At 41.6% G+C, this 11421-nt stretch carries 11 protein-coding genes; 7 read left to right on the top strand and 4 right to left on the bottom strand.

Annotated features, from left to right (window positions below):
• Positions 1 to 23: 23 nt before the first annotated feature.
• Complete coding sequence (locus tag AC59JO_RS14305) at positions 24 to 254, bottom strand: hypothetical protein (protein ID WP_413670006.1); 231 nt, start codon at positions 252 to 254, stop codon at positions 24 to 26.
• Between the two features lie 33 nt (positions 255 to 287).
• Positions 288 to 1223 (bottom strand): DUF6268 family outer membrane beta-barrel protein, encoded by a 936-nt coding sequence (locus tag AC59JO_RS14300; protein ID WP_497306069.1) that lies wholly within the window; start codon positions 1221 to 1223, stop codon positions 288 to 290.
• A gap of 184 nt (positions 1224 to 1407) precedes the next feature.
• On the opposite strand from AC59JO_RS14300, the gene AC59JO_RS14295 reads away from it, so the two are divergent.
• From AC59JO_RS14295 to AC59JO_RS14285, 3 genes are all read left to right on the top strand, one after another.
• The gene (locus AC59JO_RS14295) at positions 1408 to 2286 is read left to right on the top strand and encodes a helix-turn-helix domain-containing protein (protein WP_497306067.1); all 879 of its coding nucleotides are present in this window, start codon (positions 1408 to 1410) and stop codon (positions 2284 to 2286) included.
• 93 nt (positions 2287 to 2379) lie between these two features.
• Positions 2380 to 3423, top strand: a complete 1044-nt coding sequence (locus tag AC59JO_RS14290; protein ID WP_497306065.1) for an NAD(P)-dependent alcohol dehydrogenase — start codon at positions 2380 to 2382, stop codon at positions 3421 to 3423.
• 81 nt (positions 3424 to 3504) lie between these two features.
• A complete protein-coding gene (locus AC59JO_RS14285) occupies positions 3505 to 3831 on the top strand; it encodes a hypothetical protein (protein ID WP_413670010.1) in 327 nt (108 codons plus the stop codon).
• A 73-nt stretch (positions 3832 to 3904) separates the two neighbouring features.
• Here the strand turns inward: AC59JO_RS14285 and AC59JO_RS14280 are convergent, their stop codons facing one another.
• Positions 3905 to 5137, bottom strand: a complete 1233-nt coding sequence (locus tag AC59JO_RS14280; protein ID WP_413670011.1) for an MFS transporter — start codon at positions 5135 to 5137, stop codon at positions 3905 to 3907.
• A gap of 229 nt (positions 5138 to 5366) precedes the next feature.
• Here AC59JO_RS14280 and AC59JO_RS14275 point away from each other — a divergent pair, with 229 nt between their 5' ends.
• From AC59JO_RS14275 to AC59JO_RS14265, 3 genes are read left to right on the top strand one after another with little or no spacing between them, the layout of a single operon-like run.
• On the top strand, positions 5367 to 6194 hold the full coding sequence (locus AC59JO_RS14275) for a hypothetical protein (protein WP_497306063.1): 828 nt from the start codon (positions 5367 to 5369) through the stop codon (positions 6192 to 6194).
• Entirely contained in the window at positions 6191 to 7153 is a 963-nt protein-coding gene (locus AC59JO_RS14270; RefSeq protein WP_497306061.1) for a hypothetical protein, read from the top strand. The genes AC59JO_RS14275 and AC59JO_RS14270 overlap by 4 nt, the downstream gene beginning before the upstream one ends.
• Positions 7154 to 7181: 28 nt before the next feature.
• Positions 7182 to 7565 (top strand): hypothetical protein, encoded by a 384-nt coding sequence (locus AC59JO_RS14265; protein ID WP_091208762.1) that lies wholly within the window; start codon positions 7182 to 7184, stop codon positions 7563 to 7565.
• A 166-nt stretch (positions 7566 to 7731) separates the two neighbouring features.
• Here AC59JO_RS14265 and AC59JO_RS14260 read toward each other — a convergent pair whose 3' ends face one another.
• The gene (locus AC59JO_RS14260) at positions 7732 to 9999 is read right to left on the bottom strand and encodes a TonB-dependent receptor (RefSeq protein ID WP_497306059.1); all 2268 of its coding nucleotides are present in this window, start codon (positions 9997 to 9999) and stop codon (positions 7732 to 7734) included.
• A gap of 296 nt (positions 10000 to 10295) precedes the next feature.
• Here AC59JO_RS14260 and AC59JO_RS14255 point away from each other — a divergent pair, with 296 nt between their 5' ends.
• Positions 10296 to 11420, top strand: a complete 1125-nt coding sequence (locus AC59JO_RS14255) for a sensor histidine kinase (protein ID WP_497306057.1) — start codon at positions 10296 to 10298, stop codon at positions 11418 to 11420.
• Position 11421: the final 1 nt, after the last annotated feature.

Raw genomic sequence — 11421 nt, 5'->3', positions numbered from 1 at the left:
GATGATTCAATGACATTTCATTTCTACTCAAGCAGCTCGCATAGATAGCCATGTTTTTTAAGAATAGCTACAACCCGCCGATGGGAAATATCTGTGCCTTCAACCCTGAGAATTTTATCACAGTCTTCAAGATCGAAATTTACACGGCTATTAATGATTTGCTTTTGAAGCAAGGCGACCAATATTGAGGCATCTGCCGGATTCTCAACATTGGTTTTGAAAACCTCGACCATCGGATTAATGATTGTTTCCATTGCTGTGCTTGATTTGATGTTAAAAAGCGTAACCTAAAAGTGATAACTAATCCCCGATTCAACAGTAAGGCCTGTCTTTTTCAATTCGGCAAGTGGAACACGTTTGTTCAGGTCATTAAATGGTGCCCAGTTAACCTTTTGGTCTTTATTATAAAGGTCAAGCTTCTGCACAAAATTGTAACCACCACTTATTTGTACCGAAAAGTTTTTAGCCAGCTGATAATTATAAAAAAGCGTGTTTTTATATTGCTGCACCTGTAAATAATTGGATCCCGTTTTCTTTGATAAGCGGTATGAGCCTCCGCCAATACCAAAGTCGCTGCTGAAACCAATAATGCTTTTATCGCTTAGCTGGTATTTCAATTTTTCGGAAACCGGCAATGTACCGCTTAGACTTAATCTTTCGCTGATCTGCCATTCTATCCCGATAACAGGGAGCAGTATCGTACCGAAGAACTGACGCGAATAACCCGCCCCAACGGCATAGGAAAAGTTTTTTGATGTGCGGATCTTCAGCATGGCAAAACCAGAATACAACATATCATCGCCCGATACATCTTTCAAGTCTGACGACAAGGTGGGTATTGCAGATATTAGCAAGGCATACTTTTGAGAAAAGGACTTTTGGAATGTTATTGGCACTGAAACCGAGTAAAACTCGGTGCCGCCAAACGTTTTTCCCATACCGGACAAGGTAAGGCTGCTATAGCTAACGCCTGCAAGGAGGAAATCAAGTTTTCCATCTTTGAAATTGTTGATTAGCGGAATGTTTATAGAAGCATTTGACTGCTGTATACTCATATTTTTATGATTAACGGTAAATGGTGAATAGGAATACCCGGCATCAAAAGATCCGATTTTGGGCTTAAATACGGTATCGGTATTAGCTGCCTGATTTTGTTGGGCGTTGGCAGTAAAATTAAATGATATTAAAAGGATGACCAGATAAATTAAAGATGTTACTTTCATTGCAATTGTGTGTTGTTAGAAGATTATTTCAATTTGCCCCTTAAACACGGCTGAAGCAACTTACCCCTATTACTGCCAAATATATTTTTCGGCAGGATGCACACCGAACCGCATAATCAAATTTTTTGAACGAAATAGAAAAATCCATTCGAGAATTATCCCGTACCTTTACCCATTATTGAAGATGATAGAAAAAGCAGTTAAAGTACCCGACGAATTGGTTTGTGCCCCTTATCACCATAGGGATATTAAGCTAAATGGCCTATCCATAGTGGAGTCATGCACCGTTACGCATCGGAGCCGCGGCTCCATGTTCCTGGAAGATCACATGCTGCTTGTTGTATTGGAAGGCACCAATACCATCACGCACGGCAACATGGAGTATATGGTATCAAAAAATGAGATGGTATTACTCAAAAAAGCGATCCAGATCAATTATGATAAGGTAGGCAATCCCGAAAAGGGCGCTACCTATAACAGCCTGATGTTTTTCCTGAAAGATGAATTTTTGCGCGATTTTGTTAAAATGGCCAAAATTGAATCGGTAGAAACAGTTGAGCCGGCAAAGGTAGCCGTGAAACCTGTTAAGGAACGCCTGCGTAAATTTTTTGAATCGGTAGTGCCCTACTTTGAAGAGCCCGAAAGTATTGATGGTTCATTGATGCGGCTTAAAATGCTGGAGCTGCTTTATGACCTCGTGCACGTGGATAAGAACATGCTTCAGCAATTGCTACAGCTTAAACAGCAGGTTCATGGCGATATCCGCAATGTAGTGATGGACAACTATGCCTCACCTGTTTCTATTTCCGAACTGGCGTATCTTTCAGGCCGCAGCCTTTCCAGTTTCAAGCGCGATTTCTTTGCCATTTACCAGGTTACCCCCGCACAGTGGATCCGTGAAAAACGATTGGCTAAAGCTAAGGAGATGCTTACGGCAGATATGGCAGTAACGGATGTTTGCTATTCACTTGGTTTCGAAAACCTTGCTCATTTTTCGCGTCTTTATAAAGCTTATCATGGTTGTTCGCCATCAGCCCACCGGCCAACTGTACAAATGCAGTAAAGAGATTTGGACAGAATAGTCAAATAACTTGAACTTTATAAAATAACGCCTTCTTGTTATAGTCCGCATCTTTGTATCATAAAACATTTTGATATGATACAAACAAAAGCATACGCTGCACAAACCAAAGAAACTGATCTTGCACCATGGACATTTGAGCGCCGCGAGGTTGGCCCTCATGATGTACAGTTCGATATTTTATTTTGCGGTGTTTGTCACTCCGATCTGCATCAGATCAAAGACGAGTGGGGCGGCTCTATATTCCCAATGGTTCCTGGTCATGAAATAGTTGGCCGTGTGGTAAAAGTTGGCGATCACGTAAAAAAATTCAAAGTTGGCGATCTGGCCGGTACCGGCTGCCTGGTTGATTCATGCCGCATTTGTGATAACTGTAAAGATGGCCTCGAGCAATATTGTACTAACGGTCACTCTCAAACTTACAACGGTTACGAACAGGACCACAAAACCCCTACTTACGGTGGTTACTCAAATACTATCGTGGTTCATGAAGATTTTGTTCTCCGCATTTCTGATAAACTTGACCTGGCTTCAGTAGCACCTTTGTTATGCGCCGGCATTACCACCTATTCGCCGTTGCGCCACTGGAACATTGGCAAAGGTAATAAAATAGCCGTTGTTGGCTTAGGCGGTCTGGGCCACATGGGCGTTAAATTTGGTGTTGCCTTTGGTGCCGAAGTAACGGTATTAAGTACTTCAGCTAAAAAAGAAGAAGATGCCAAAAAATTAGGCGCTCACCACTTTGTAGTAACTTCCGATCCGGAGCAAATGAAAGCTGTAGCCGGCACTTTCGATTTCATCCTTGATACAGTATCTGCCGAGCATGATCTGAACGTATACCTTGGCTTACTGAAAACCAATGGCACACATGTTTGTGTAGGTGTACCTACCAAACCTGCTGAAATTGCTGCATTCAGCATTATCGGCGGTCGCAAAAGCCTTGCCGGTTCAATGATTGGTGGCTTGCCCGAAACCCAGGAAATGCTTGATTTCTGCGCCGAACATAACATCGTTTCAGACATCGAACTGATTGACATGAAAGATATCCATACAGCTTATGACCGCATGCTGAAAGGCGATGTACGTTACCGCTTTGTGATAGATATGGCAACATTGTAATCAACAAAATAAAGTCTCCAAAAAAGGCGATGGCATTGAGTCATCGCCTTTTTGTTTTGTAGGGTATCATGTGATTTGTTATTGAAAAAGAATTTAAATCCCGATATTGACATTAAATACAACATCATGTGGACAAAAGACAACAATAAGAAATTACAGAGTGCCGGGGCCACAGGCGCTTATGCATTAGGCGCAAGGGCGATAGGGGCCGGTGTAACAGGGGCCTTTGCATTGGGATGCGTTGCAATTGGATCAATTGCTATAGGCGCGTTTTATCTTGGGCGTTTATCTGTAAAAAAGGCCTCAATTGATCAAATGCGTATCGGCAAGCTTACCGTCGACAATTTGGAAATTATAGATGGAAAGATCAACGCTAAGGGGTATTCTGATAAAAAGAAATCTAAATAAAAACCCACGAAAACTTACGGTTTCCACTTGCTGTATAGGTAAGCAGCCTACCTCCAGTAATCCGATAACACCCTTAATTTTCCTGCGTTAAATGAGCTTTGGAATTTCTGTTTAACCTGAACAGTACCAGCATTACCACAACTGATAGCAGGATAAACACCAAATAGCTATAACTCAGGTTACGCTCATCCTTAGCCGGGATAGCGGCAACAACCACATAAGTAAGCAACGAAAGTATCACATACACCATACCGCCGGTAAGCCCGCCAGACATGGCCGCATTTTTTGGGAACCGGCCTAAACAATAAGTGAAGTAGTTATTATACGTAAATCCCGCTCCTACGTGTATTATAAAAGCAAATAACACCATTACATAAACATTGCTCACAAAGTTTACGCTGATGATCATCAATGTAACCACTAATAGCTGTAGCAAGATATTAACGAACAGCTTACTAAAAAATGGCCGGCTGATCAGAGCCCGGCCGATAAAGCCCCCTACCATCCAGGCCAGGCCTAAAATAAGCGAACAATAGCCTGCAACTACCGGCGTAAAATTAAAGTGGTGCTCAACAATAAAAGGCCCTGTCATGTTGTACATGATCACCATTGAATAAGCGAAACACAGCATCAGAATGCCCAGGCTAAACGTAGTGGTCTTGATCATTTCTGCATATAAACCGGCTATTTTCTTCAAATGAAATTCTGTGCGGTGACGAATAGTTTCGCCGCTATAAAACACTTCAAGCACAGCTATAACCGAAGCCAATGCTGCCAGGAAATAAAAGTTAGACTGCCAGCCGAACGTAGTTTGAAAATAACCACCCAAAAAGGGTGCAACAATTGGCCCGGCCGACCAAATAATGGTAAACATACTGAGATAATGTTTTAGCCGCTCACCTTCGTAAACATCCACAAAATAAGCGCGCTTAGCCACTACTATCATGGCTACTGCAATGCCGTGGATGATCCGCATGGCATAAATAACATAAATATTATGTGTAACGGCAATAACCAAACTGGCCAAAATAAAAACCACCAGTGCGCCAAGGCTAAACTTATACCGGCCGTATGAATCTAAGATGCTTCCCAAAAACAATTGTGATACACCATAGCTGATCAAAAATAGTGTCAAGGTTAATTGAACCTGGATGCTGCTGATATGCATATCAGCACCCATGCTGGGCAATGAGGGAATATATATGTCGGTTGCGAAACCCGAAAGCGGCAACAAAGCAAAAGCTAATACTGTTGAAACAGCACGATTTTTAAGTTGCGGCGTTGTTATGGCGGTTGTAGTAAGCATTTGCCACAAAATTAACAATACCTAAAATGGGGATTGTTGGCTGGAAGTAATAAAGAGCATGCCAGGGTATCAATCTCAAGGCAACAAAAAAATTAATTATTAATCGTGAATCCGCTGATTTGCCTTAAATTATTTCAAATCGAGCATATAGCAAATTCCTGCGAGTTAAAAAGTTGTATATTATAAATTAAATTATGTTTAACTTTATAATACACAGCCTTTTATCGCCATGCCTGCAGAAGCCAATAAAGCTGTATCGCCTTTGAGTTGGGTTATTATAACCGGATTAGGCTTTGTGCTGTTTGTGGCGGCTGCGGTAATATTGATGATCTTTAGTACTAAAGCGGCAAGTTTGAGTCCCCAGCTTTATTTTTTTCTGTTGATTTTTGCGGCCTTAATTGCATCGGGTTTTTTATTTGGGGCATTAAAGGCACATGCAAAATATAGCGGCCAATTACATAATGGAACTTTAGCACTTGGCGGGCCGGCCGTGATCTTTTGCCTGATCATCTATTTTGGCCTTAAGCTTAAGCCCGAAGCCGATTCATTTGATGTGAAATTCATTGTTTTTGGCGATGAAAGTAAAAATGAATTGGTAAATGGCGGATTACTTAAGGTACTGTTCAACAAACCCGACTCGGCAAGGATCGAAAACGGCGTAGTAACTTTTAACGAACAGCCCGTAACCTTATTAGGAAAAAGTATTACTGTTACTCCCACCGTTGCTGGTTATTATCAGAAGAGCCAGCAAATAACCATCCCTGTTGACGGGCGTACGCCTGTTGAACTGCATCTTAAAAAAAAGCCAGATTCATTGATTGTAAGCGGCTTGGTTGTAGATATGCAAGGGCAGCCAGTGCCCGATGTATTGATTGTACTGGCCGACGGGCTTTATAAAACCAATGCCGATCAATTAGGTAATTTCAGCTTAACCCTGCCAATAAAAGATGGAACTGAGCTCCCTGTAAGGATTTACGCCGGAAAAAAGCTGCGTTTTAACAGCACCCAGATTTTTTCGTCGAAAGTACCGCTTACCCTTCAACTGAATAAGTTATGAAAGGGATAATTTGCATCATTGGTTTATGCACAGTCGTATTTAGCGCTTACGGACAAACTATTGTTTTTAAAGGGGAGCTGTTAAGCAACAATGCTTTAGTTAAAAATTACACCATAACTATCGACGGCAACCCGGCAACAACAAACGAATCCGGCGTATTTACCGCAGCCATTAACAGCAATACCACGCAGGTAGAGATTAAAACTTCCGACAAAAGCTATATCGTTTTATACCCACTTGGCGGGAGGGTGCTTATTCCTAAAAATCCGTCGCTGCTAACGCAGATAGTGTTGAAAAGCTTTCAATCAAGCGGGCAGATCAAGAGTTACATGGCCTCATTGTCACAATTAAAGGACGCCGCTAAAAAGGGACAATCTGACACGAAGGCATTACAGAGTAAAATTGATTCTATAGCTGCTAATCTTAAAAAGTTGGGTTATTCGAACGATGATTTGAGAGCTGCACGGGAAAAACAGGATGGTATAGATGTGTTTTATCCTGAAATCAGCGGGGCTTTGCAAAACTATATCCTGCAGGCACAAACTTTAATGATCGCTTTTAAATTTATAGGTGTTTATGCTTTTGTAAATGTTAATGCGCTTTCCCAATATGCACAAACCCAAAATGGTTTTAACCAGGCATTTGAAAAATTATATGTCAACTATCCCACCTACTCAAAAAAGATAGCCGATTACTGGGACGATCCTTCGCTTCCCAAAACGTTTGAGGGGATAGCTGATACGCTCATTTATGGTATCGGCAAAAATAAGATAGTCCCTTTAAACGACCTCAAAAACCAGATCAACCAATATTTTCAAAATCAAATACCTGAAAAAGATAAAGAAAACCTAAAAAAACAGATACAATCACAAATAGAAACACAGGTTCCACCCATTAGTGATCAGCTTATTGGCATGGAACAACGTGTAAAGCAATTCCTGAGCCTGTTAAAAAATTAATAATCATTAATAACTAAAGCATTTAATCATGAAAAAGTTAAATCCCCCTCTCTATGTTATTTTGATCGTTATTATAGCTTTTGGTACCACAACCTGTGGTAAAAGTAGTGATGGTGGCGGTGGCGGCGGTGGTGGCGGCGTCATTGTTCTTTTGGGCGATCTGATAGGTTTTTGGCAAACCAGTACCGATTCATTTACGTTTGGCAACCAGGATGGCAAGCTTAGCGGCTCCGGTACTGTTGGAGGTAAAACCGGTGATGTCACCAATAGTAAAATCGATAAGTACCAGTTTTCTTTTGACCTTTTGTTTAACGACAATAGCTCAAAGAGCTATACCGGCACCATAGATGAGTCAAAGAAGGTTATAAAGTTAACCACAGGAGGAACAACGACCGCTTTTAATAAGCAATAGCAAATTGAGCCTCTGTTAGCCAATGACTATAGGTGTTCAGAATACAAAAAATCATGTCATTGCGAGGAGGAACGACGAAGCAATCGCATACTATACAGGGCAGCTATGCTTCCTTGCGGTTGCCGCGCTTTGCTCGCAATGACATGGTTTCTTTTTCAAACAACTTTCATCTAAAAAAATAACTTAGATGCAATAAAGCAGCAAACTTTGTCCCCGCCGTAAATGCTATGCCATCAACAGGGGCCTGGTTTTTTAAGCGGGTTATTGTTTCAAATTGAGTTTCTTTCCAGCGTACATTGAAGAGGTTGTTGATTGTTAAGCCTATCTCATATTTGGGCCTGGTATAATTCAACACCAGGTCATTAATAAAATACCCTTGAGCAGTCAGACTATAATCGACATTTGCGGGGCGGTTGCCAAGATACCGGTACCGCAGGCTTCCGTTAAAGCCATTTTTTAAAATATAGGTTACACCGCCTGTGCTGCTCCAAACCGGTGCCAAAGGAATATAATTTGCCCCGGCCGGGTCGTCGAGCGAACGCCCATGTGCGTAATTCAGATCAGCATCAAAATATAATGACTTGAGCGGTTGGTAACGCGCAGACAAGTCAAAACCAATGCGACAGGTCCTGCCACTAAAATCTACCGAGCCCCCATCGCCGGCGTACACATATTCTTTTTGCAGGTAACTATACCATAAGGCTGCGTTGAACAGCAGGTTTTTGGCTGGTTTAAATACTGTACCCAGGTCTGCACCGTATGCTGCAGGCAGCGTTTGCAAACCACCCTCCGCCACTACTACCCGCGTATCGTTGGAATGGAAGCCTTTTCCTGTTAATAAGTAAAACTGGGTTTTATCATTAAGCTGATAGTAAAAATTTAGTTTGGGGCTCACGATATTATTGGTGGCGGTATAAATACCAACACCGTGAAGTGTACTGTCGGTAGCCAATTTATTGTTATAACGGTAATAGAACTGATCAAACCTTAATCCTGCACTCATAGTGAACTTTGAGTTGAATTGAAATATCTTATTCAAATAAGCTCCCGCACCCAGTTCGGTAATATCACCTGATTTTATAGGATTAATAACTATGGAGTTATTGACAGTGTGGGACAATTCTGAACCTTTGGTTATATCCAGCCTGACGTTGATCCCCATTTCTGTTGTGAGTTTTGCATTTCCAATAAACCCCTCGTGTTTGTAACTACCGTTATAACCGTACAAATTGCGTGCTTCCCGCTGACGAATTTCATCGCCATTAACGGTATCCGCCAGGTAAAAGGTAAAATTGGTGTGCAGGTCAAATTTATAACGCGAATAATAGAGTTGGTTTTTGAGGATATCATGATTGGACAGTTGAGTTAAAAGCTGCGCGTTTACATTGATACGCGACGTGATCCCCCCTTCGTTGGGATCAAGCGCACCGTAAAACCCTACCAAACCATCGCTCACCGCGCTTTCCGGAATCTGGCCCGACGCTTTCCATGAACTTGATAAGGCAGAAGCACTTACCGTTAGCCAATTGTTAGTATTTAACCGGCCATGATATTTGTTGAAAAAATTGAAGCGTTTAAAATGCTGCGGGTTATCGAAATAACCGTCGCTATACCTGTATTCTGAAGCTGCATACCAGGATTGGTTATTGGCTTTTGCTTTATTGCCGAGCAAGTTGACCATGCCAAACACACGGTAAGTATCAAACTGCCCACCTTCTATTTTAATCTGATTAGTATTTATCGCATTGGCTGTGTTAAAATTTACATACCCGGTAACGGCCAGGTTACCCTTCTCCGCATTATACATCCCTTTTTGGTAATCTGTGCTTTCAATAGTTTCGGGGATGATGAAATGACTATCGGCATACCCCTGTCCGTGTGCCTGCGATACCATATTGATGGGCATACCGTCAACACTCATGTTGATATCGGTGCCGTGGTCATTGTCAAATCCCCGCAAAAAGATCTGCTCGGCTTTACCACCGCCCTGGTGCTGACCAATAAACAAGCCCGGAACCGTGCGCAGTACTTCCTGCGAATTGGACACACCGCGTAATTTTATATCCGTTTCGCTGATAGTTTTATTGGGATTGAGGTTGTTTGCCGTGATCACCACATCTGTCAACAAAGTTTGCTTCGGGCTCAGGCTTATCAGCGGAATAAAGCTATCCCGGGTAAGTTCAATTACTTTTTTTTGATAGCCCACAGCTGTGATAGTAAGGGATAGTACTTTCGGCTCTACATTTCTGTAGGAGAAATGCCCGGTTTCGCCGGTAATAGTTGTTTTATTTATTGGGTTTAAAACAATGGTAACACCATTAATTGGGGCATGGGAAACGCTATCGATAACCGTTCCCGAGATAGCCCTTTCCTGTGCATATAATCTCGCGGTGCTCAATAAAAGTGTGCATAATACCAATAGTCTAAATTTCATATTATCAGCCACATAACTTCTGTACTTATTTCTGTATGATTGTGATAAATGCACAAGAGTTTCTTTAACCCGATGTAAACCTAACGGCAACCTTTAATTTAAGAAACCGGGCATAGATGAATGACCCGTTTTTAGTGACGAAAAGAGTATGGATACTTCAAATCGATATTTTATGCTGATGTTCCTTTTAGATGAGATTTAGCCTTCAGGTAATTGTATTGGCATTTCATCTATACATTTAGCCCTGTCACCGATGGTTTGTTTTTCTGTACAAAGCGTTTGTGTTACTTTATAGCATGCCTCGCATTAAAACTATTTCGATCATTCTGCATATTGCAGGCTGGATAACGCTCATGGCCATTCCGCTGGTCTTTCTGAATAGCGGCAGCGGATTTGGCGATATCATCATCCTTTTACATAACACCGATTACTGGCTATTCGGGCTTACTTTTATGGTTGTTTTTTATAGCAATACCTTTTTTGTTAAATGGCTGCTGCTCAATAAAAAATATGCTGCATATGGCTTTGCCGCATTTTTTTTGTTATTCGGCGTATTTTGTATCCGGCCTTTTGACAGACTGCTTCATATCAGCGAGCATGAAAACATTGGTCGCCCGGTAATAGCACACCAACCTGATAACGAAAAACATCCGCCTGGCAAGCCACCCGGGCAAAGCCCCGGGCGGTCCTCGTACCAGGATAGGCCCTTAAGCAGGTCGCCATTTAAACAGCCCCTGGATATTACAAGCTTCTTTATCTTCTTTACGCTTTTAGCCTTTAGTGCCGCTACCAAAATCATCAGGAAATGGCTAATTACCGAGCAAAGGGCCTCCCGGGCAGAGGCAGACAAGGCAACCGCCGAGCTCTCTTTTTTGAAAGCACAGATCAACCCGCATTTTTTGTTCAATACAATGAACAATATTTATACCCTTGTTTTAACAAGAGATGACCATGCAGCCGACAGCGTGTTGCGACTCTCAAAAATTATGCGTTATATTACAGAAGATATAGCTGGGAATTTTGCCCCACTGCAACGCGAAATTGATTGTATTACCAGTTATATCGAATTACAGCGTTTACGCACAGGTAACCTTACCATTGTTGACTTTGAAGTAGATGGAGACATTGACCAAAAGCAAATAGCGCCGCTGTTATTAATGACCTTTATTGAAAACATTTTCAAATACGGCGTTAGTAAACACGAAGCATCGACTATCAGTATTAAATTGAATATCAGCGAAGAAAGCTTGGTTTTTTATTGTAAAAACAAGATTTTTAGCTCAAATAGCAAATACGGGGGCACCGGGATAGGCATTAAGAACACCCGTCGCCGTTTAGAGCATTTATATAACGGCAAATATTTATTAGATATCAGCGATAATAACCAGGAGTATATTGTTCAACTAACTTTACAAAATTAGT

The organism is Mucilaginibacter sp. A5337 (assembly GCF_059690695.1).
Note: the sequence above shows the minus strand (reverse complement) of the source record. Positions and strands in the feature narration are given on the sequence as shown.

What these genes read in the sequence shown, in the direction of transcription:
- AC59JO_RS14305 (WP_413670006.1), bottom strand. Translation starts at nt 254, where the DNA reads ATGGAAACAATCATTAATCCGATGGTCGAGGTTTTCAAAACCAATGTT.
- AC59JO_RS14300 (WP_497306069.1), bottom strand. Translation starts at nt 1,223, where the DNA reads ATGAAAGTAACATCTTTAATTTATCTGGTCATCCTTTTAATATCATTT.
- AC59JO_RS14295 (WP_497306067.1), top strand. Translation starts at nt 1,408, where the DNA reads ATGATAGAAAAAGCAGTTAAAGTACCCGACGAATTGGTTTGTGCCCCT.
- AC59JO_RS14290 (WP_497306065.1), top strand. Translation starts at nt 2,380, where the DNA reads ATGATACAAACAAAAGCATACGCTGCACAAACCAAAGAAACTGATCTT.
- AC59JO_RS14280 (WP_413670011.1), bottom strand. Translation starts at nt 5,137, where the DNA reads ATGCTTACTACAACCGCCATAACAACGCCGCAACTTAAAAATCGTGCT.
- AC59JO_RS14275 (WP_497306063.1), top strand. Translation starts at nt 5,367, where the DNA reads ATGCCTGCAGAAGCCAATAAAGCTGTATCGCCTTTGAGTTGGGTTATT.
- AC59JO_RS14270 (WP_497306061.1), top strand. Translation starts at nt 6,191, where the DNA reads ATGAAAGGGATAATTTGCATCATTGGTTTATGCACAGTCGTATTTAGC.
- AC59JO_RS14265 (WP_091208762.1), top strand. Translation starts at nt 7,182, where the DNA reads ATGAAAAAGTTAAATCCCCCTCTCTATGTTATTTTGATCGTTATTATA.
- AC59JO_RS14260 (WP_497306059.1), bottom strand. Translation starts at nt 9,999, where the DNA reads ATGAAATTTAGACTATTGGTATTATGCACACTTTTATTGAGCACCGCG.
- AC59JO_RS14255 (WP_497306057.1), top strand. Translation starts at nt 10,296, where the DNA reads ATGCCTCGCATTAAAACTATTTCGATCATTCTGCATATTGCAGGCTGG.